Origin of the sequence: Rheinheimera faecalis (genome assembly GCF_021290965.1) — a bacterium.
Lineage (GTDB): Bacteria > Pseudomonadota > Gammaproteobacteria > Enterobacterales > Alteromonadaceae > Pararheinheimera > Pararheinheimera faecalis.
Genome location: NZ_JAJOYT010000004.1, coordinates 36,143 through 58,068, shown reverse-complemented (window position 1 = coordinate 58,068; position 21,926 = coordinate 36,143). Strand labels below are relative to the sequence as shown.

The following is a 21,926-nucleotide window of genomic DNA, read 5'->3' as shown; positions in this document are numbered from 1 at the left end:
ACTGGATGAATTACGACTGGCTGTCATGTTTGTTTTAGCTGATAGAGAGTCAGGGAGCTTCAAAGCTAAAGGATAATCGTAAGATGCAAATAAAATGCAAGCAGTTGCAGTGCTACAGGAGGTATCGGCTTTACAGAGCTTGCCGGTCATAGCAATTGTTTTGGCATCCTGACAGCAATCCGCAACGGGGGCTGTCATTTCATCGTTTTCAACGGACGATTCACTGACATTTTTCATCATTGGGCAAGGTTCTGCAGGCGTAAAGGGGGCCGCGAAGCCTTGGCAGGCCACAAAAAAGCAAAGCATGAGAGTGAATATGGTGCGCATTTGATTACTGTAGCAAATACAGAATTTCAATGAAAGTTTCGCATGACTTACTTTAGGAGTCGTTGAACACCTAAATCCGTTTCTGCAACGACTTTGACCTCGAACATTTAGACTTGCAAACAACATAAGAAGTCTTACGAGGCTTATTAACACTGGAATACTTCAATTTTCTACCCGTATCGGATAAGCGAGCGTTTACCGAAGATTAAGACATTCAGCTACCTATTTTGCACCTAAAACTACCACTTGGCGGCATCACTTTTTTTATTTATTTTTATTATTCTTGGCGTTAAAGCGAGGTCTGCAATATCGGTTCATTTTAAAAGAGAAATGAAGCCTCACTTACCAAACCAATGCTGACTGTGAGGCAAACATGAAACATGTACTCATATCCGCAGTATCAAGCTGCGGTAGCTTGCACGATCAGCTTCTGCGCGCAACTGCCTCAGCGCTGGTTGATAAACCTCTCGCCTCACTGCAGGAACTGGCTAAGTCTATTGATGTTAGCGAAGCCATTTTGCGTGGTTTTTGTTCAGACAGGGATAATCTAATTGAGCTGCTGTATAGCAGATCTTTAGGGCAGCTCCATATGGCAATTGAAGTAGCACATCTGGATTCTGGAGTAATACAAGAATCTTTTAAATCTCTCACTGAGGGTTTATTGAGATATAAAGAGCTCCTTATTTTTCTGACACATAGATTCGAACTAGATGAAGTGTCTAGCCCCCGAAAAGCTTCCTGGCAAGATTTTCAAACTAAAATTGATCGTTTTTTTCTGAGAGGCAAATTCGAAGGTTCGTTCCGCAACGACGTAAGTGCAGCCGCCATGAGTGATGTATTTATCGGTATGTTGCTGGCTTTAATAAATTCAGCACGAGTCGGTCGGATAGCAGAATCCGAAATACTCTGTAGTATGGAAACCATGTTTTTAAAAGGTGTTAATTCAGGCTGTAAAGCGTAATAACCCAGCTGTCTCATTTACCATTAAAGAAAGCTGTTATCTGACAGAGCACCAGAAATACGAGTATTGGGGAATAAAATCGTCTTATTGCGGGTGCCGCCAAATTGTCTAGTTGCAGAATTTTGACCCTGGACATGGCACTACTTAGCTCATTGGCAACATCTTTGAGCTCCCACTCATCAGGAGTTGCTCTGGATTTCTGGTACTGCTTAAGTATCACTCTCAGTGCAACATAGTAACCATCCATTAAAGCGCTTAAAAAAACAGGCAGGACTGCAACAAAAGTATAAGTTAGTTGATTGTTGTAAACTGCACCGATCAAAATCGCAGCTACGACAGTAACGCACCAGGCTCGGTAATTTTCGCTATTGCTTGCAACACTCTGCTCCATACTCTGAATAATATCCTCATACCTTGATAATACAGAGTCATCTGAATTTTTGTGCCGGGGTGTAGTCTTCATTATCGATTTCCCAAACTCTCTTTTGGTTGCTCAATTTACCGTAAAAGAGTGAAAGCCAAAGAAAAGCGGACAACATTAACATTCTGAAGAGAAAAAATATCTTACCCAATGGGGTTATACCTCCAAAAGGTAAGCATTAAGTCATATAAGACAAAGAGTTCAACAACTAGAACTATTCACCAATCTGTTTGCATAACTGTCGTAAACAATTTAACAATGGACTGCTGCTTAAGCGTGGGCTCGCTAACCCCAACTCCCTGGGGAGAGTCAGCTCATTAAAGCTTTTCAAAACAATATCAGTACGCTGAGTAAATGCGTCAAAGTTAGGAACGAGAGCAGCTCCAACTCCGGCTGTTACCAATCCAACCGCATACTCTATGGTATGAATATCTGCACGAATGTCAGGCTTGATACCTTGCCTCAACAATTGCGGATATAAAACAGACCAGGCTTCGCAGGGGGTGCGTTTAATCATGGGTAACTTATGGAAATCACTTAATGTTAACTGAGGCTTTAACATTAAAGGATGTTGGGCTGGCAGTGCTAATTGGTATAGATCTTTCCAAAGCGGTGTAAAATCCTCTCCGGCACGCAAATGTTTAATATTGATAATTCTGGCATCACAGGGCTCATCCGGCTCTACAAGCACCAATTCCAGTTGTACTGAAAGATTCGCTGCCTGCTGTTGAAACTCCTTTAACAGCTGGCTCATTCGTTCAACTCCAAGCGCCTTTACCAATCCCAATTTGAACTGCACCCTTTCTGGCGCAGGTGAAAATGTATTTTGTACGGCTTGTAGTTGATTTAATAAATTACAGGCATGCCCATAAAGACGCTCAGCGTCCTCTGAAGCAACTACTCCTTTAGGAATACGCCTGAATAAACAAACCTGCAGTTGAGTTTCAAGTTGAATCATTGCGGCAGATAACGTGGGTTGGCTAATACCCAGCCGTCGCGCGCCAGCGCTCACAGAGCCTGACTCATAAACAGCAATAAAATAATTTAATTGTCTAAAGTCCATAGATAAAAGCTATAGATACCAAAGGATACATCTAATTTAACTTTACATGGTCTCAAGCTAAGCTCCCAGCACTTTTTGTGTTTTCTATCTGGAGTCTAAGATGCGTGCAGCTTTTGATTGGCAAGACCCATTTTTATTAAAACAATTACTGTCTGAAGACGAGAGAATGATCTGTGATATGACGCATAGTTTTTGTCAGGATCGATTACAACCTCGAATTCTGGAGGCCAACCGTAAAGAATATTTTGATCGGGAAATCATGAACGAACTGGGTGAGTTAGGCCTGTTAGGTCCAACCTTACCAGAGCGTTATGGTTGCGCTGGCGTCAATCATGTTAGCTATGGCCTGATTGCTCGCGAAATAGAACGTGTGGATAGCGGCTATCGAAGTGCAATGAGTGTGCAGTCAAGTTTGGTGATGCACCCGATTTACACTTATGGTAGTGAAGCACAGAAACAGCACTACCTGCCGAAACTCGCGTCAGGCGAATGGGTTGGCTGCTTTGGATTAACAGAACCAGATTCAGGTTCAGATCCGGCGAGCATGCGTACAGTAGCCACACGCAACCAGGATGGGTTTACCATCAATGGCAATAAAATTTGGATAACAAACTCTCCTATTGCCGATGTATTTATTGTCTGGGCCAAGCTTGAGGGTGAAATTCGTGGTTTTATCTTGGAAAAAGGCATGCCAGGTCTGAGCGCTCCAAAAATAGAGGGTAAGTTTTCGCTACGAGCCTCTGTGACTGGTGAAATTGTGATGGAGGATGTTCATGTGCCTGAATCTGCGTTATTGCCTGATGTGACAGGTCTAAAAGGTCCTTTCAGTTGCTTAAACAAAGCTCGCTACGGAATTGCCTGGGGCTCATTGGGGGCTGCAGAATTTTGTTGGCATGCCGCGCGCCAATATACTCTCGATCGCAGTCAGTTTGGCAGGCCTTTAGCCGCCAATCAATTGATCCAGAAGAAACTGGCAGACATGCAAACGGAAATTAGTATTGGCCTGCTGGCTTGCCTGCAGGCGGGACGATTAATGGATCAAGACGCACTCGCCCCTGAAACTATTTCACTGATCAAACGAAACTCCTGTGGCAAAGCATTAGACATAGCGCGTAACGCTCGCGATATGCATGGCGGCAATGGTATTGCAGACGAGTTTCATGTCATTCGTCATCTGATGAATTTAGAGGCAGTCAATACCTACGAGGGGACACATGACGTGCATGCGTTAATACTGGGGCGCGCGCAAACTGGCCTTGCAGCATTTGCCAACTAGTTGAGGTCAGAAAATGAAGCACTCCCCCTGGCCCTGGGCGTCATTCACAGAAGACTCTGCTGATCATTCAGCAGAGTCTCAAAGTCATCCATGGTTTACCGATTTTTGCGTTCAACTGCAACAAGCAGACAACAGATTTTGGTCAGACTATCAAATCCATAGTCAAGAACCGGAAGCGGCATTGGACCAGGCAAAGTTCATGCAGATCTATCAAAGCCAGTGGCAAAGTCGTTTGCTGGATTTACGCTCAAGAACTTTGCAACGTCAGGGGCAGAGTTTTTACACTATAGGCAGCTGCGGTCATGAAGCTAATGCTGCCATAGCAGCCGCTTTGACGCCACAAGACCCAGCTTTACTTCACTACCGTAGCGGCGCTTTTTTCATGGAGCGCAGCAAGCAAGTGCCGGGACAAACTCCTCTGTATGATTTACTTTTGTCTTTCACTGCCAGCAGCCTGGATCCAATCTCTGGTGGACGGCATAAGGTGCTGGGTAGCGTACCATTAAATATATGGCCACAAACAAGTACCATTGCCTCGCATTTACCAAAAGCTTTGGGGGCAGCTTTCGCCATTGAATTAAAAAAGCGTCTTGATAAAAATCAGACGGACACCTCTGTGCCTTTGCCTGATGCCAGTATTGCAGATCCAATCGTCATTTGTAGTTTTGGTGACGCATCAGCCAACCATGCCAGCGCTCAGGCAGCTTTTAATACGTCGGCCTGGACCAGTTATCAAGGGCTTGCTCTTCCTCTTCTGATGGTTTGTGAAGATAATCAGATAGGGATTTCAACACCCACTCCTGCCGGATGGATAGCCAGGCGCTTACAGAGTTATGCTGATATCGCCTATTTTACTGCAGATGGCAGGGATCTGTCCGCCAGCTATCATGCTGCAAAATCAGCTGCCGACTATGTCAGGTTTAACCGCAAACCAGCATTTTTACATCTAAAAACAATACGTTTGTTCGGTCATGCCGGTGCTGATGCCGAAGCGACCTACTTAAGTCAAAGCCAAATCGCCCAGAACCACGCCAATGATCCGCTGTGGTTTGGTGCGGCTTATATATTGTCCAAAGGCTGGCTGAGCGCTGCACAACTGCTGCTCTGGTTACACAATCTAGATCAACAAATAGTTCGGGTCAGCCAAAGTGTCATCAAACAGCCCAAAATACAAGGTGCAGAGGCCATTACCGACAGCATTATTGCTAAAGTCCATCCGATTAAGACCAAAGCGCTGACAGCAGTTGACAACCAACTCGCGCTGCAGTTTGACAAACATAATTTAGAAAAGCCGCAACACATCGCCAAATTACTGAACTGGACTCTGCATCAATTGATGAGCCAATACCCTGAACTTATTTTATGCGGCGAGGATATTGCAAAAAAAGGCGGCGTCTATGGCATCACACAGCACTTAGTACAGGATTTTGGCTATAAAAGAGTGATCAACACTCTGTTGGATGAGCAAAGTATTCTGGGGCTGGCAATAGGTCTGGCGCAACAGGGCTTTATCGCCATGCCAGAGATCCAGTTCTTAGCTTATGTGCATAACGCTGAAGACCAAATCAGAGGAGAAGCGGCAACATTACCTTTCTTCTCCAACGGACAACTCCACAACGGTATGGTGATCCGTATTGCAGGCTTAGGTTATCAAAAAGGTTTTGGTGGCCATTTCCATAACGACAATTCATTTGCGGTGTTTCGCGATATACCGGGCCTTTTGGTGTTTTGTCCCTCGACCGGAGAAGATGCAGTTCTGATGCTGCGTCAGGCTGTCCGGTTAGCCTATGAGCAAAAACGGGTCGTGATTTTTCTGGAGCCTATAGCACTGTATATGATGCGAGACTTACATCAGAGCAAAGATGGCTTATGGCTGAACAACATGCCGGATATCAATGAGGCATTACCTGATTTGGGCGCTCCCCGCAGTTATGGCGCAGGCAAAGATGTTGCGCTGCTAAGCTATGGCAACGGTCATTATTTATGTCAGCAGGCGTCGAAACATCTGGCTTGTCGCAATATTGCTTTTCGTATTATTGATATCCGTTATCTGGTTCCTTTAGACATACATGCCATAGTGCAGCATCTGGAGGGATGTAAGAACATAGTGATCGTAGATGAATGCAGACGCCGTGGTTCATTAAGCGAGGAACTCTATACCCTGTTGCATGAAGCTAAACCTGAGCACTTTAGAATTCAACGACTCTGCGCTGTCGATAGTTTTATCCCTCTGGGTAAAGCCGCCTATGACGTTTTACCCAGCGTCGACGGCATAGTGCATGCCGTTCTTTCTCATCTGTCAGTTCACGCTTCATCCTTAGCGGAGTCTGTATGAATTACTCAACGTTAGTGGTAGCTCCGGGAAGGGGCAGTTATCAGAAACAAGAATTGGGCTATATTAGCCATAACCTGAGCGACACAGCTGCGGGCGCTGAATTATTAGCGGGCTTTGATCAGAGCAGAATAAAGCTTGGATTAAGCACTGTCAGTAGCCTGGATCAGGCTCCACAATTTAATGTCAGGCGTTATCAGCAAGCGGACAATGCCGCCGCACTTATTTTGGCCAGTGGCTTCATTGATTATCAAGCCTTGCAGCAAAGCTGTTATCAACCCGCAGTGATCACAGGGAATTCGATGGGATGGTACACAGCGCTGGCCTGTTCCGGAGTCTGGCAGAGCGCAGAGGCTATGCGGATAGCCAGCCTGATGGCTCTGTATACCTCCCAAAGTCAGTATCAAGGCGACAATGGCGGTCAGCTGATTTATCCATTGGTGGATGAGCACTGGCGTCCCAAACCAGAATACCAACAACAGCTTGATGCGCTGTTAGCCCGCTGCAGTGGTCAGCTGTATATGTCCATTCGTTATGGCGGTTATGCCGTGCTGGCAGGTAGTAGTGAAGCCATAGCTATAGCCATGCAAAGTTTAACCAAAATTGATGAACGTTTTCCGCTGCTGTTGCCCGGTCATTCGGCCTTTCATTCTCCTTATATGACACAAGCCTCAGAGCAAGCCCTGCAGACGATAGATCGTTCATCCTTTCAGGCCCCGGCAGTGCCGCTGGTGGATGGTTGTGGCCGGATCTGGCAGCCGGAGTGTAGCGATCTGAACAAGCTGCGTGACTACACTTTGCAACAGCAAGTGACAGAAACCTACAATTTCACCGCATCTATTCAGGTCGCGGTAAAAGAATTCTGTCCTCAACGTATCGTACTTCTGGGACCGGGTAATGGTTTGGCAGGAGCTGTGATCCAGGCCTTGATTAAACTGAACTGGCAAGGATTAAGTAGCAAACAGGATTTTATTGATCAACAGCAACAGCAGCCCTGGTTACTTGCCATGGGCACCCCAGCTCAACGGGCTATTCTGTTGCAGCGACCAGCTTTAACAGTAGCCCAAAGAGCCTAAAGGCAAAGCTGAAGCCGGTGAGTGAACTCAAACCTTCTCTCAAGGGTTGATGTAGCTCACCTTTTGAAAGTTCATCGCTCAACGCCCTGTTTAAAAAAGCACAGGTTTAAACTTTGCCAGATAAAACACCAAAAACAGAGACGAAATAGACAGCGCAGAATAGATCAAACGAGTACGCCATCTGAACTTCTCCTTCATGGCAAAAAAGCCAAAAACTACATAACAAACAATAGCTAATATCTTAAAGCCTAACCATTGATGCACAAAAGGCTGCCAGGGGCCTATCGCCAGCAACACAAAAGCCAGGGTTAATAATATCGAATCATTCAAATGCGGCAGATAACGCAGAGTACTTTTACGCCAGTCAAATATGCCTGTCAGGTCCAACAACAAACGAACCATAAACAACGCGGCGCTCAGATAGGCGCAAAACATGTGCAGCAGCTTCACATCTGGATAAAACTCCATAACCAGCTCCTCAAAACCAGCCTTCCAAAAATACTGCGGCCACCTTAAAACAATTGATAAAGCCTTGCCTATATAGCTAAAGAGGTAAGGCTTCATACTTCTTTTTCACCATGGCAGGTACATTTAACCAAATAAGGTATTTATAACCCAAATCTGCATGGTTAATTTAACCAGTTTAAATAAAAACCAAATAAAAAACAATCACTTAAAATGTGGCCCGTTTATTGATATCACACTGTGACCGACGGGAGAACCGTCCGTAATAGTACAACAGGAGTTAAAAAATGAGATTTGGAACCATCATCAACCTAATGAGGGGGCCTCATGGCTGGATATCGTAAATTATGGTGGCTGTTAATTGCCATTCTGGCTATTACCTTTAGCGTGCTCGGTTATTTCGGAGCAGAAGTGTACCGCTCGGCACCGCCTATTCCGGCCAAAGTAGTGAATGCACAAGGCCAGGTCATTATGACCAACGAGACCATCTTAAACGGCCAGACCGCCTGGCAATCTGTTGGTGGTATGCAATTGGGCTCTATCTGGGGCCATGGTGCTTATCAGGCACCAGATTGGACCGCCGACTGGCTGCATCGTGAGTTGATGGCCTGGCTGGAACTTGCGGCCCGGGATGAGTTTGGCCAAAGCTACACTGAGCTTGACGCTGCACAGCAAAATGCGTTGCAGTTTTCATTAAAGCAGGCCTATCGCACCAATAGCTATAATAAAGCGACAGATACCTTAGAGCTTAGCGATCGCCGGATACAAGCGATAACACAAACCGCTGAGCACTATATTGCCTTATTTGGTGATGATGCATCGCTTAGCCAAACCCGCGCTAACTATGCGATGAAAACCAATACCCTGCCCTCGTTAAGCCGTCGTCAGGAAATGACGCAGTTTTTCTTCTGGACCGCCTGGGCCGCCAGCACAGAGCGTACCCCGGATGGTGCAACCTATACCAACAACTGGCCGCACGAGCCACTGATTGACAACAGGCCCACGGCGGAAAACCTGATTTGGTCCTTAGTCAGTATTATTTTGCTGATCGCTGGTGTCGGTGGTCTGATTTGGGGTTGGGCATTTTTACGCAAACAGGATGAAGAAGAGCCTGAAGCCCCCAAACAGGATCCTATTGCACAGCTTACATTAACACCATCACAAAAAGCCCTGGGCAAATATATTCTGGTGGTGGTGGCACTCTTTACTCTGCAGGTGATGCTGGGTGGTTTTACTGCACACTACACGGTCGAAGGAGATGGTTTTTATGGTTTAAATACCACGGAATGGCTGCCGTACAGCCTGGCCAGGACCTGGCATATTCAAGCCGCTATGTTCTGGATTGCGACTGGCTTTTTGGCGGCAGGGCTATTTTTAGCCCCGATCATTAACGGTGGTAAAGATCCAAAGTTTCAAAAACTAGGGGTCGACCTGCTATTTTGGGCTTTAGTGGTGTTAGTGGCTGGCTCTTTTGCCGGTAACTACTTTGCCATTATGCAAATTATGCCAGAGCAATACAGCTTCTGGTTTGGCCATCAGGGCTACGAGTACATTGATATTGGCCGTTTCTGGCAAATTATTAAGTACGTTGGCGTCTTGTTCTGGTTAGTGCTGATGCTGCGCGCTGTGGTACCGGCCTTTAAAGCTCCTGGCGATAAAAACCTGCTGGCTTTATTTGCCGCCTCAGTGATTTGTGTGGGTTTATTCTACGGCGCCGGCCTGTTCTACGGCGAACGTACACACTTATCGGTGATGGAATACTGGCGCTGGTGGGTTGTTCACCTGTGGGTCGAAGGTTTCTTTGAAGTCTTTGCCACTGTATCGCTGGCCTTTATCTTCCACAGCATGGGATTGGTATCACGTACTGTCGCGACCAGTGCCAGCCTGGCATCTGCCTCACTCTTTATGCTGGGCGGTATACCAGGTACTTTCCATCACCTGTATTTCGCTGGCACCACTACACCAGTGATGGCTGTGGGCGCTACCTTTAGTGCACTGGAAGTGGTGCCACTGGTGGTACTGGGCTACGAAGCCTGGGAAAACTGGCGCTTACAACACAAAGCCCCCTGGATGGGTGATATTAAATGGCCACTGATGTTTTTCGTTGCGGTTGCCTTTTGGAATATGCTTGGTGCCGGTGTGTTTGGTTTTATGATTAACCCACCTATTGCGCTGTACTACCTGCAAGGCTTAAACACCACGCCAACCCATGCCCATGCTGCACTCTTTGGGGTCTATGGTTTCCTGGCACTGGGTTTCTGCTTACTGATCCTGCGTTATATCCGGCCACAGCTGGCGTTCGATGAAAAACTGATGAAAACCGCCTTCTGGTGGATGAATATCGGCCTGGTACTCATGCTGTTTACCAGCCTGTTGCCTATAGGTTTTATTCAGTTTTACGCCAGCGCCACTGAAGGTTTATGGTATGCCCGTAGTGAAGCCATGATGCAAAGCGACATTCTGGTGACTCTACGCTGGGTTCGGACTTTCGGTGACGTGATATTCATCGTCGGCGCTCTGGCTGTTAGCTGGCAAGTCGTCAAAGGTGTGTTTTCCAGCACCCCTGCCAAAGAAAGCAAACAAAGTTAAATTGACAGCCTGACAACCCGCTGCGGTATGACGAATACTGCAGCGGTTTAACCAACGAACCCGCGTACTCAAATCAACAACACGAAAGCGTCATTTCAACAGCAACTAACCCTTATGGGGAATATTCTGATTCTGTTATGCCTGATAGCATAAGGGCACATTGCGTACAACGAGGTGCAAATAAGGTGATAAGCAAAAAACCGGATTTGAAAACAGCAATGCTCCAGCTTATTGCGGAGGTCAAACAAACCCTTCCGCTCTATGAACCATCCACTTTTGTTTGTGGCACCAACACAGATTGTGTCGGTTGCCCGAAGAAAATGCTGGAGATGGTTGACTCAGAACTTTCGTATTGGGAAAGCGCGATGAAAAGGGGCGTTACGCCTAAGTTTGATGAATTAAGACGGTTCGGGAAACTATGCCAAAGTGTACGTCGCAGTTTAATACGGAATAAGATCATTCCCGATGTTGTGACGCTTTCCTAACACGAATAACAACTATCTGCTGACTGAACCTTCATTTAAAAAGCCAGAACCTAGCGTGATAATTCTGGCTTTAACTATCTAGTTATATTGAGTTGAGTTTATGAAGTTCTAAGCGTAAAGCGGCTGACCAGGTCCTGTAACTGTTCAGCTAACTTAGCCAACTGATGACAGGCTGCTGCGGTTTGTTCTGCACCTGAACTTGTTTGGGTCGCTATATCACTGATACTGACAATTTTCTGATTGATGTCTTCAGCCACCGCTGCCTGTTCTTCAGTGGCCGAAGCTATCTGCATATTTTTATCATTCATTCCATGTATCCCTTCCAGTACCCCTGACAAGATGGTGCCGGTCTCTGCAACTTTCTCACGCCCACTATGAGCCAAAGTAAGACTCAAATGCATGGCATTCGATGCATTCAATGCGTTGCTCTGCAACGCCTCAATCATATGCTGTATGTCGCCTGTAGACTGCGCTGTGCGCTGCGCTAAAGTTCGCACTTCATCTGCAACCACTGCAAAGCCGCGGCCCTGATCGCCTGCTCTGGCGGCCTCAATGGCCGCATTAAGCGCCAACAAGTTGGTTTGTTCAGCAATGCCCCGGATCACATCAAGAACCGAAGTGATAGAGGTACTATCACGCTTAACGGTCTCAATCACATGGGCTGTCTCTTCGACTTGAGTTGTTAACTGCTGGATCAGGCTTATTGTTTCTTCAAGTTTCGACTGACCGCTAGCCGCACCAGACTGTACAACCTCAGATAACGAAACGGCCTCAGCTGTACTGCTGGCAACATCCCGTACAGTCGCTGTCATTTCGTGCATAGCGGTCGCCACCATTTCAGTGTCTAACTGTTGCTGCTGCACGCCTCTGCTCGTCTCAACTGTCACTGCTGAGGATTGCTCCGCCGCCGTTGCAACCTGAATCGTCGCCTCACCAATCTCAGTGATAACTTTCTGTAGCTCGGCAGCCATAGCGTTTGTACTCAATGCGATTTGTCCGAATTCATCTTGTGAGCTGTAGACACAGCGAGCGGTAAGATTGCGCTCAGCTAAAGCCCGAATGGTTCCATCGACACTTTTCACAGCGAACGTAATATTACGTACCGACACCAGTGCAATAAAAAACACCACTGCGGCTATGACTATAGTGAGAATAGACAGCCCCCACAGATGAGTGAGCGCTTGCTGTTTCAGCACATCCGCTCTATCTGTAATATCGGTATTGAGCAGTTTTTCAAATTCTGCCATGTCGGCTAATCTTTTGGTGGCGATGTCAAACCACTGGCCATCGTCTACATTCAAAGGCGATTCTAAAGGCGCAGTAAATGCCAATTGTTGTAGTTTTGCGACCTGTGAAAAACTCTGCTGTACCACAAGTTTTTTCCAATCCTCAAGTCGCTCCACCGACAACAATCGGGTAAAGCTTTCCATTAAAGCATGGTATGCACCGAAATTATCACTGTACTTTGTTAACAAATCACTGTTAAAACTTCCCCGACTAAATACTAAGCCTAACAAGGCCCTATCTCTGCCAGCCCGCTCTTTCATCTCAATAAACTGGTTTAAAGTGGCAAGTTCTCTGGCCATCTCACGATGAGGTACATCCGCCTCTAGTTGGTGATTGACCGCTATCATGGCTTTGATCAGGCGGGTGTAACGTTCTGCAGATTCACTATTACTGATTGTCAGTGGGTCAATCAGGCTACGTAGCTCACGCACACTGTCTAATTGCTGCTTCAAAGAAAGCAGTTCTGGTTGGCTTAATGCAGACACTATTTGTAACTTGTCATCAGATTGAATACGTAATTGCTTCATCCGATCGCCAAAACGCTGACCTTTGCTTGCCAGATAGACCCCACTGGCTCCGCGTTCAGCCTGTAAGGCACTGATTAAAGAGTTCATCCTGATCGAGGTATTGATGGCGGAGGACACATAGTTCGCCATCTGCTGCTGTGACCAACTCGCCACAAGACGCTCACCCAGTAACCAAAGCACCGCGCATACAGGAAATACTAGTAATAAGGTGAGTTTTTGACGTAGAGTCAAATCACGAATAAAGGAAGCCATAGGATATACCTCTTGGTAGAAATTACCGCTATTTTAGGTAAAAACTACCAGAACCCCCAGAAAACAAAAGGCCTACCTCTTCCGGGTTAGCAGCTACCTCTTTTGCTCTTTTTCTTCATGAACCAACAGGAGACAGGCACCTGCTACTGCTACACCACTTTTGAATAACTCTGCTGTCCTTGAGTAAGATAAAAATCAAAGCAAGCGCATATGCTGCGAACCCACAGACGTCCTTTCTCCGTCACCCGCAAATGCCCCGCACTGACTTCAACCAGACCATCACTGATAAAGGGCTGCAGTTTTTGCATTGCATCGGCAAAATACAACATAAAATCTTTGACAGGCCACTTGGTACAAAATGCTTTCAGATCCAGCTCAAAATGACAAATCAGCTGACTGATCAATTCAGCCCGGATCTTATCGTCAAGATTTAAGCAAAATCCTTTTTCTACCGGAATGGCATTGGCTGCAATAGCGGCATAATACTCAGGCAGTTCTTTGGTGTTTTGCCAAAGTACACCGTTGACCTGGCTGATACTGGAGACCCCCAGACCAATCAGCGCATCTTGTCCACTGGTGGTATATCCCTGAAAATTACGCTGCAGCTGACCAGACTTTTGCGCTTGAGCCAAGGTATCGTGAGGTTTAGCGAAATGGTCCATTCCGATAAACTGATAACCCGCTTCTACAAATCTAGTGATAGCGATTTGCATCAGTTCAAGCTTTAATGGGGCATCTGGCAAACTGCTTTGTGGGATTTTGCGCTGTGACGCAAAGCGATCAGGAAGATGTGCGTAACTGAACAAGGAAATGCGGTCCGGGTTCAGTCGCACTATTTCCTCCACAGTTTCGGCGAAACTCTTGGTCTGCTGATGAGGCAGTCCATAGATAATATCCAGATTCACCGACTCAAACCCAAGCTCTTTACTTAACTTCACCTGACGACGGATCAGATCAACATCCTGCACTCTGTTGATGGCAATCTGAACTTTTTCATCAAGGTCCTGAACGCCAAAACTAACACGGTTAAAGCCTAAGTCTTTTAGATGAGCAAGTTTTTCATCACTGCAGCTACGCGGGTCTATTTCGATACTCACTTCTGCATCTTTATTTAAAACAAAATGACGATGGATAAGACGCATCAAGCGACTCAATTGCTGTTCAGTGAGAAAAGTAGGTGTACCGCCGCCCAAATGTGCCTGATTGATCAATCTCCCCTTAAGTAGAGGTGAATACATTTCAATTTCTTTCTCAAGTGCATCCAGATAATCGTCAGCTTTATTTTGATGACGAGTGATGACTTTATTACAACCGCAGTAATAACAGAGCTTGTGACAAAACGGCAGGTGAATGTACAAACTCAATTCTGAAGAACTGGCTAACAGTGTTTTATGCACCATCTGGTGTGAAAAACTTTTATCCATCGCAAGCGCTGTTGGATAGGAGGTATAGCGCGGACCGTTAATATTGTATTTAGCTATTAACTCAGGATCCCATAACAACGTATTCATGCTTACCTCGGCCCAGGAATGCTTTCGGTGGTGCTGCAAACCGCGACCACAGGAAAAAATTACTTTATCGCTTATTCTAACAAGCTAACTTGATGGGCCTGAAAATCATTGCGGGTAGCTTGTCGTCACATTGGAGGTATAAACAGGTTTAAATCGGCGCTTATCACTGACGAAAAAGAGCGTCGGCTGACTCTTTTTCGCCGCCTTTGTACAGGGCTGCACCAGTTTAGTTCACAAAAACTCTGTACGCTTTGTTTTGGTGCGGTTTATCATAGACATATATACATCTAACAGGCCAGATCCACCCATGACTCCAGATACCCTGCTGCAACGATTGCTGCGCCAACTTGGGTTATATCACCCTCACGAACAGCGCTTGTCGGCTATTACCTTGCAACAACGTTTAAAAGTAGTGTGCGCCGCATTTATTGCGCTTGGTCTGGTGGCTCAGGTCAGCAGTACACTGCTCGCTGGTAGCAGCTATATTCTATTACTCGCGTCAATGGGAGCTTCAGCAGTACTGCTATTCGGTATACCAAACAGTCCGCTAGCAAGACCTTGGGTATTTCTGGCTGGTCACTTGTTCCCGGCAACCATTGGCCTTGCATGCAGTCACCTGTTTAACAATTTTCCCCTGATGGCGGCGACCACCATCGCAGTAGTGTTATTTGTTATGTACTTGCTTGAGTGTATGCATCCACCCGGAGGTGCCACAGCTCTGGTCCCAGTGATAGCAACCACAGCAGGGCCCGCGCCTGGATTAGAATTCCTGCTTTATCCGGTAGGCCTTAATCTATTGGTGATGTTAAGTTGTGCACTATTGCTGCAGCGTTACTGGCTTAAAGCAAAGACAACACTGGAGGGGCCTGGCGCACCAGCGACGGCAGACGCCAAGCCACTCGACAGGTTGCAGTTGCAGCACAGTGACTTAGCCTCGGCAATAGAGAGTCTGGATAGGGTACTGGATATCAGTGAAACCGACTTATTACAGCTGTACCATAAAGCTCAGCAGCATGCCTTTAGTCGCCACTCGCAGCTGTTATGCCGCGATATTATGGCAAAAGATTTATTGACCATAACATCAGAAACACCATTGCAAACAGCCTGGCAACTACTGCGCCGCCACAAGGTTAGTATGCTGCCCGTAATCGATCAGCAGCGGCAACTGGTAGGCATATTTACCCTGGTGGATGTAGTGAAAGACTTGACCGAATCTGATCTGTTCTCGTTCAGAACACAGATTCTCAGTTGGTTTAAACCTAAATCTGATTCTAAGCGAGCTACAGTTGGAGACTGGATGAATCGTCAACTGGTCACAGTCAACGAGACAGATCACATCGCGGCGTTGATTCCTTTGCTTGCACACAACGGCTTGCATCAGGTCCCAGTCCTCAACGCAGCTCAGCAACTCTGTGGCATTATCACCCAATCTGATCTATTGGCTACATTGGTTCAGCAACAACCTCTGCAACAAGCGGTGTAACGTCTTATTCAACCATCAAGGTAAGATCCTGATTACCCATAAAGTGGTAGTCAGGGCAACGACTTGATTTGAATCAATGCTCTGCCGCCAGCAGCTATTAGACTCAAAATTCAATCTTGCGCGCTGGAATGAATGATGAAAGCTGATAGTGACAACAAGCCTCTGGTCTATGCTTGTTCTGGTTGTTCAAACGTGGCACAACTTGCTAATGATTTAGCCCTGATACTAAACAGGAAAAATCTGGCGGAAATGTCTTCTATTGCTGGTATTGGAGGCAATATCACAGAGTTTATAAAAACAGCACAATCGGGAAGATCTATATTAGCTATTGATGGCTGCCCACTAAATTGCGTAAAACAATGCCTTGCGACAATAAATGTAGTTCCAACCTGGCATATCGAATTCACAAAGTTTGGCTTTAAAAAACGCGCTCATGAGGACTATGTTGTCACTGACGCATACGACCTACTCGAATTACTCCCACACGAGATTGTGCCGAACGAAAGTCGCGCTATCAATGAGAGCCACAGACAGGACACTCTGGATCCTTAGTTAACTTAAATTGACGCCACTGGCCATGAAAGGCGTCAAAAAGCTGAAGAACTCCAAATGATGGGGTTCCGACAGAGGCTAATATTTTGACGACTTCCAGAGCCTGAACAGCGCCTATAACACCGACGACCGGACTCAAAATACCGGCTTCCATGCACGTCAGTTGCTGTTCTGTAAACTGAAGACTCAAACATTGGTAACAAGGCATATCCTCTTGCATATTAAAGCATACAACCTGGCCTTCAAAACGGATAGCGGCCCCAGAAACCAGCGGCACCCGAGCCTTAAAACAAGCTTCGTTTATCGCATTTCTTGTTACTACATTATCAGTACAGTCCAGCACCAACGAATAGTCAGCCACAGATTTAGCAAGCTCTTCTGCATCCAGTCTTTTGCACAGCGCTTCAATTTCTATTTCGCTATTGAGCTCTCGCAGTGCCATGCAGGCACGTTCGGCTTTGGGCGAACCCACATCACTTTCCCGATACAGGATCTGTCGTTGTAAGTTCGTTCGGTCGATCAGATCATCATCGACCAGAGTGATATGTCCTATACCACTGGCAACAAGATAAGGAGCAGCTGCGCAGCCAAGCCCTCCCATTCCCACCACTAACACTCTTGATGAGAGTAAAGCCTCCTGACCACGAAAGTCCATGGCGGGCAGCATCAAATGCCGGCTGTAGCGTAAGGCTTCAGCTGTACTTAATTCAGTCGTGTCGCGGGATTTTTTTGTCATGTGGTTACCATTTAATCTGCGTCTTCAGTGGCGTTGCTTATCCCGAATTCAGGTTGATTATTTCAACCCGAGTCGTTGAGCTAATTTATGTAAATTGCTGGGATCTAAATCCAGTTGGCGGGCCGCCTGAGACCAACTGCCATTATTTTTATCAACAGCCTGGCGGATCAGCGATTTCTGCAGTTGCTCTACGCCTTGCCTCAAAGTGACATGACTTAACTCGTCCACTCTATAGTGCTCAGAGTCGGGAATATTCTGCATACCGTCAAATATATCCAACAGGTCTGGCTCTATGGTCACAATGTCTGAACGTTGGGCGCCGCGGCTTAACGCCTTGATCGCCGCTCTGCTAATGACGTGTTCAAGCTCTCTGATGTTTCCGGGCCAGCTGTAATTGATAAGCCCGAGCTCTGCCGATGCAGACAAGCGCAGAGCCCTCATGCCTAATCGGCTTCGGTTGAGTTCGAGAAAATGACCGGCAAGTAATGGAATGTCTTCCTGTCGCTCCCTCAGCGGAGGAATAGGCAAAGGATAGACCGACAATCTATGGTACAAGTCAGCTCTGAACTCGCCTATTTTTACTTGTTGATGCAAATCCCTGTTCGTCGCAGCCACAATACGCACATTGACCTGACGTTGCTTGTCACTGCCTAAACGTTGGATCTCACCATTTTGTAAAACCCTTAATAACTTTGCCTGTATAGACAGTGGTAATTCACCTACCTCATCGAGAAATAAAGTGCCCTCATCCGCAGCTTCAAACCGTCCCATCCGCTCACCATGAGCGCCGGAAAATGCGCCTCTGACATGGCCAAACAATTCAGTTTCCGCCAGACTTTCGGGCAAAGCTGCGCAATTGACGTAAATCATCGGCTTATTTCTTCTGGGCGAGCATCGATGCAAATGTCTGGCAAAGAGCTCCTTGCCAACGCCGGTTTCGCCCAACAGTAATACCGGAAGGTCTGAACTTGCCACTACGGTAAGTTCCTGCAATATTTGCTGTAAACCTGAACTTTGCCCTATCAGTTCGTAGCGCTCAGGTAATTCTTTACCTTGCTCACTCTCATGCTGATGATTCAAACGCAGAGCACGATTTGCCTGTTCCAGTTCAGTCATACGGACAGAAGCTTCAACCAATAAGCTATATCGCTGTAACTGGTACACTGCAACCTCAGTAAAACGGCCTTCCTCAAGTGCATCAAGAGTTAATACCCCCCAGCACCGGCCTTCGACATACAAGCTAGTCCCCATACAATCATGCACTGGCAACGCTTGCCCAGGTTGATCAGCCAACAAGCCATCGTATGGATCGGGCAGCTCTGAACCTGGTTCAAATCGAACGGGGTTACGGCTTGCAAGAATTGCAGCAAGCCGGGGGTGTTGCGACACCACAAACCGCCTGCCTAAAGCCTCGCGGACAAGCCCGTGCAAAGCCACAGGTTTGAGCACATCATTTTCAAGCCGAAGTATAGCGACAGCTCCACATGCGAAATGACTGCGTAATGTGCTTACAAGCCGCTGTAAACGCACGGCAGCAGGCAAGTCAGTCACCAAATCAGCAATAAGGCTTTCTTCCAGCATGGTACTTTTCACCTTCGTGGTGTATTAAACCCAACATCAATTGGGTCTAATTTACCACGCTAAAAAAAAAAGCCATATAAATCAAAGGTGGTATATCTGGCCTGAGTATTGCGATGTTTAAGCATGGAGAAACAACTCGTCCATATCAAACTCAGTCAATCTCAGGAGCTCTTATGTCATTACTAGATAAATCGTTAGGGGAAATCGCGACCACAATCCCTGGGGCTACTTCGGTATTTCATCAACACAAACTTGATTTTTGTTGTGGAGGTAGTCAAAGCCTGGCCGAAGCTCTGGCGAAAAAACAACTGCCCCCCACGCAAGTGGTCGAGCAATTGCAGAAACTTCTCAATTCGGGAGAAAAAATGACGGATTGGAGAAGTGTGCCAGTGAAACAGCTGATTGAGCATATCCTGGAACGTTACCATCAACGTCATCGCCAACAACTACCAGAGTTGTGCCGCTTAGCCCGTCGTGTTGAACATGTGCATGCCACAGCCGAAGACTGCCCGACAGGATTAGCGGATCATCTGGAAGATATGTATCAGGAATTAGAAAGCCATATGATGAAAGAGGAACAGATTTTGTTTCCTATGCTTGCCAGAGGTATCTACCCTTCAGGTCCGATTTCCGTTATGGAAGAAGAGCATATTCAACATGGCGACGCCTTACAAAAGCTTGATGCACTCACCAACAATATCACGCTGCCAGACGGAGCATGTAATACCTGGACTGCTTTGTACTTAGGTCTAAAGGAATTAAAAGAAGATCTGATGAATCATATCTTGCTGGAGAATGAAATCTTATTTGTCGAGTGGGAGCCCTCTGCTCAACCAGCCGAAAAACACATGTGCTGCGGCAGTTGCCAATAACCTGAAGCAGTAGCTCAACCTCTGCAGAACCAAGTCGTGATTAATTAGTGAGGCATACAAATAAATGCCTCACTCTCAATATCCTCATGAATACCTAATGTGGTGTATAGCCAGTTTATATTCAAAGAACACAGAATAAGAACATCCAGTGCAACCTAGACAAACCAATATGACATTCGCTTCCAAAACAGACAACAACATCCTTGCAGTCCAAGACTTTACAGAACATAAACTCAGAACTCGTTTCTCTCAGCTTCAGAGCGAACTTAAGACAACTCAAAACCCATCTAAACGTTATTTAGCTATGAGTGAAATGATGGCAATTAATTTAGATTTAGTGAAGATACGTCTGCTAAAACTCAATGCAGAACTGAAATCTAGTGATTGTGCCAGCTAAATAAGCCCTAGATCGCAGTCGAGTTCAGGCAGATCTGAAACAAATTCTGATATTTCAAGACTATTACCTCAAGTCCACACCACATTTAACTCAATAGCGACAATATAAAATTCTCATTTAAAACATACTGCGAAGTCTATTCCCTGAGCTTTAATAACTCAGTTGCTATATGTTGTTGCACACTCAACACCGAAGCTGGCATATGGGTTGTCGTATCAAAGCTATCAAGGAAGTTTTTCAGGTAAAGCCCAAGCTCAGTATCTCCCAACATGCTTAACCTGCGCTGGAAAAACAGAGTATCAGGATCCACTTTAGCGCTGCACAGCAGAAAGAAGTCCTCGCTGCTGGCCATTACTCTTAAATCAGGTGCTGCCACCACAGAATTCACCAGTAATTTCTGCTCAACTAAGCTCAGGCTAAATTGAAATTCAAAGTCACTCACTTCAATAAGAACTATTTTTCCTTTTAAAAAATCCAGCTCCCCTTGCTGGCAGGCGGTGACAAAAAGCCGGTTCAACACCTTACTAATCAACACATTTTTTAACGATGAAGGCAACAAGTCAGATAGCGTTTTACCGAACGCAGGCAAGGCAGCTATCACTTTTGGGGTAATCATTTTGCTTTTAAACATAGGGAACACCTCTGTGACACAACAACTTATACTGAAGATCTGAATGGCGCACATAGTGTCATAGACAGATTAAAACGCCCATCGGGCAAAAGAGGTAGTAGGCATGGAATTATTGTGTCCCGCCGGAAGTGTAGCGGCCTTGAAAGCAGCCATTGAAAACGGAGCTGATGCCGTCTATGTAGGACTTAGAAACGAAACCAACGCGCGTAATTTTGCTGGGTTAAATCTTGATGATTTAAAGCTGGCAGAAGCGGCTGCCTATGTACATAAAGCAGGGAAAAAGCTGCATGTCGCCATCAACACCTTTGCACATCCAGACACATGGCAATTATGGCAGCACGCAGTGGATCAAGCCGTACATGCCGGAGCAGATGCACTGATTATCGCTGACATGGCGGTACTTGCCTATGCAGCTGAGCGTTATCCTGAAACCGAACTTCATTTGTCAGTACAAGCTTCTGCGACAAATCTCGCCGCCATAGACTTTTATCGTCAGTACAATATTAAACGTGTCGTGCTGCCCAGAGTCCTCTCCATTCAACAAGTAAGAGCGCTGGCGCGCAGCACTGATATTGACCTTGAAGTCTTTGCATTTGGCAGTTTGTGTATTATGGCTGAAGGTCGTTGCTACCTCAGCTCCTATCTGACAGGCCAATCCCCCAATACCTTTGGTGCTTGCTCTCCGGCATCCTTTGTTCGCTGGGAAGAAACCACTGACGGTCGGCTTGAATCAAGACTAAACGGCATGCTGATTGATTGTTTTGAGAAGCATGAAACTGCCGGGTACCCCACCTTATGTAAAGGCCGCTTCGACGTCGATGGAGAGCGATACCATACGCTGGAAGAGCCTACCAGCTTAAATACCTTAAGCCTGCTGCCTGAGCTTTACAAAGAAGGGGTGAAGTCGCTCAAAATTGAAGGACGCCAGCGCAGTCCATCTTATGTAGCCAGTTTAACCAGAGTATGGCGACAGGCCATTGATTCACTTCTTGCCGATCCAACCGCCTTTGAAGTTCAGCCCGCCTGGGACAAACTACTGGCATCAATTTCCGAAGGCAGCCACACCACTCTTGGCGCTTATCACCGGGCCTGGAAATAAGTT

19 protein-coding genes are annotated in these 21,926 nt (G+C 46.3%); 11 read left to right on the top strand and 8 right to left on the bottom strand.

The genetic code is table 11. The features are described from left to right. Window positions 1-700: 700 nt before the first annotated feature. On the top strand, window positions 701-1,288 hold the full coding sequence (locus LSG34_RS08555) for a hypothetical protein (RefSeq protein ID WP_233008406.1): 588 nt from the start codon (window positions 701-703) through the stop codon (window positions 1,286-1,288). A gap of 13 nt (window positions 1,289-1,301) precedes the next feature. On the opposite strand, the gene LSG34_RS08550 is transcribed toward LSG34_RS08555, so the two are convergent. Both LSG34_RS08550 and LSG34_RS08545 read right to left on the bottom strand, forming a co-directional pair. After that, window positions 1,302-1,751: a hypothetical protein gene (locus tag LSG34_RS08550; RefSeq protein WP_233008405.1), complete on the bottom strand. Its 450-nt coding sequence runs from the start codon at window positions 1,749-1,751 to the stop codon at window positions 1,302-1,304. A 172-nt stretch (window positions 1,752-1,923) separates the two neighbouring features. After that, window positions 1,924-2,772: a LysR family transcriptional regulator gene (locus LSG34_RS08545; protein ID WP_233008404.1), complete on the bottom strand. Its 849-nt coding sequence runs from the start codon at window positions 2,770-2,772 to the stop codon at window positions 1,924-1,926. A 100-nt stretch (window positions 2,773-2,872) separates the two neighbouring features. Here LSG34_RS08545 and LSG34_RS08540 point away from each other — a divergent pair, with 100 nt between their 5' ends. From LSG34_RS08540 to LSG34_RS08530, 3 genes are read left to right on the top strand one after another with little or no spacing between them, the layout of a single operon-like run. After that, window positions 2,873-4,048, top strand: coding sequence for an acyl-CoA dehydrogenase (locus LSG34_RS08540; RefSeq protein WP_233008403.1), 1,176 nt, complete (start codon window positions 2,873-2,875; stop codon window positions 4,046-4,048). Between the two features lie 13 nt (window positions 4,049-4,061). After that, entirely contained in the window at window positions 4,062-6,383 is a 2,322-nt protein-coding gene (locus LSG34_RS08535; protein ID WP_233008402.1) for a thiamine pyrophosphate-dependent enzyme, read from the top strand. Beyond that, window positions 6,380-7,456, top strand: a complete 1,077-nt coding sequence (locus LSG34_RS08530) for a malonyl CoA-ACP transacylase (RefSeq protein ID WP_233008401.1) — start codon at window positions 6,380-6,382, stop codon at window positions 7,454-7,456. Before LSG34_RS08535 ends, LSG34_RS08530 begins: the two co-directional genes overlap by 4 nt. 90 nt (window positions 7,457-7,546) lie before the next feature. On the opposite strand, the gene LSG34_RS08525 is transcribed toward LSG34_RS08530, so the two are convergent. Next, on the bottom strand, window positions 7,547-7,924 hold the full coding sequence (locus LSG34_RS08525) for a SirB2 family protein (RefSeq protein ID WP_233008400.1): 378 nt from the start codon (window positions 7,922-7,924) through the stop codon (window positions 7,547-7,549). A 324-nt stretch (window positions 7,925-8,248) separates the two neighbouring features. Here LSG34_RS08525 and LSG34_RS08520 point away from each other — a divergent pair, with 324 nt between their 5' ends. Together LSG34_RS08520 and LSG34_RS08515 are read left to right on the top strand one after the other, a co-directional pair. Continuing rightward, the gene (locus LSG34_RS08520) at window positions 8,249-10,510 is read left to right on the top strand and encodes a nitric-oxide reductase large subunit (protein ID WP_233008399.1); all 2,262 of its coding nucleotides are present in this window, start codon (window positions 8,249-8,251) and stop codon (window positions 10,508-10,510) included. Window positions 10,511-10,695: 185 nt separating this feature from the next. Continuing rightward, window positions 10,696-10,995, top strand: coding sequence for a hypothetical protein (locus LSG34_RS08515; RefSeq protein ID WP_233008398.1), 300 nt, complete (start codon window positions 10,696-10,698; stop codon window positions 10,993-10,995). Window positions 10,996-11,093: 98 nt separating this feature from the next. Here the strand turns inward: LSG34_RS08515 and LSG34_RS08510 are convergent, their stop codons facing one another. Both LSG34_RS08510 and hemN read right to left on the bottom strand, forming a co-directional pair. Continuing rightward, entirely contained in the window at window positions 11,094-13,061 is a 1,968-nt protein-coding gene (locus LSG34_RS08510) for a methyl-accepting chemotaxis protein (protein WP_233008397.1), read from the bottom strand. A gap of 149 nt (window positions 13,062-13,210) precedes the next feature. Beyond that, window positions 13,211-14,572, bottom strand: coding sequence for an oxygen-independent coproporphyrinogen III oxidase (gene hemN / locus LSG34_RS08505; protein WP_233008396.1), 1,362 nt, complete (start codon window positions 14,570-14,572; stop codon window positions 13,211-13,213). A 307-nt stretch (window positions 14,573-14,879) separates the two neighbouring features. Between hemN and LSG34_RS08500 the strand changes: the two genes are divergently transcribed. Together LSG34_RS08500 and LSG34_RS08495 are read left to right on the top strand one after the other, a co-directional pair. Further along, window positions 14,880-16,055 (top strand): HPP family protein, encoded by a 1,176-nt coding sequence (locus tag LSG34_RS08500; RefSeq protein ID WP_233008395.1) that lies wholly within the window; start codon window positions 14,880-14,882, stop codon window positions 16,053-16,055. 135 nt (window positions 16,056-16,190) lie between these two features. Beyond that, the gene (locus LSG34_RS08495) at window positions 16,191-16,607 is read left to right on the top strand and encodes a putative zinc-binding protein (RefSeq protein WP_269822842.1); all 417 of its coding nucleotides are present in this window, start codon (window positions 16,191-16,193) and stop codon (window positions 16,605-16,607) included. Here the strand turns inward: LSG34_RS08495 and moeB are convergent. Next, a complete protein-coding gene (moeB, locus tag LSG34_RS08490; protein WP_233008394.1) occupies window positions 16,570-17,343 on the bottom strand; it encodes a molybdopterin-synthase adenylyltransferase MoeB in 774 nt (257 codons plus the stop codon). The genes LSG34_RS08495 and moeB overlap by 38 nt on opposite strands. Window positions 17,344-17,400: 57 nt before the next feature. Then, window positions 17,401-18,924, bottom strand: a complete 1,524-nt coding sequence (gene norR / locus LSG34_RS08485) for a nitric oxide reductase transcriptional regulator NorR (protein WP_233008393.1) — start codon at window positions 18,922-18,924, stop codon at window positions 17,401-17,403. Between the two features lie 173 nt (window positions 18,925-19,097). Here norR and ytfE point away from each other — a divergent pair, with 173 nt between their 5' ends. Both ytfE and LSG34_RS08475 read left to right on the top strand, forming a co-directional pair. Next, window positions 19,098-19,796: an iron-sulfur cluster repair protein YtfE gene (gene ytfE, locus LSG34_RS08480; RefSeq protein ID WP_233008392.1), complete on the top strand. Its 699-nt coding sequence runs from the start codon at window positions 19,098-19,100 to the stop codon at window positions 19,794-19,796. A gap of 148 nt (window positions 19,797-19,944) precedes the next feature. After that, the gene (locus LSG34_RS08475; RefSeq protein WP_233008391.1) at window positions 19,945-20,193 is read left to right on the top strand and encodes a hypothetical protein; all 249 of its coding nucleotides are present in this window, start codon (window positions 19,945-19,947) and stop codon (window positions 20,191-20,193) included. A 136-nt stretch (window positions 20,194-20,329) separates the two neighbouring features. Here the strand turns inward: LSG34_RS08475 and ubiT are convergent, their stop codons facing one another. Next, complete coding sequence (ubiT, locus tag LSG34_RS08470; protein WP_233008390.1) at window positions 20,330-20,824, bottom strand: ubiquinone anaerobic biosynthesis accessory factor UbiT; 495 nt, start codon at window positions 20,822-20,824, stop codon at window positions 20,330-20,332. A gap of 103 nt (window positions 20,825-20,927) precedes the next feature. Here ubiT and ubiU point away from each other — a divergent pair, with 103 nt between their 5' ends. After that, window positions 20,928-21,923, top strand: coding sequence for a ubiquinone anaerobic biosynthesis protein UbiU (gene ubiU / locus LSG34_RS08465; RefSeq protein WP_233008389.1), 996 nt, complete (start codon window positions 20,928-20,930; stop codon window positions 21,921-21,923). The last annotated feature ends 3 nt before the right edge of the window (window positions 21,924-21,926 follow it).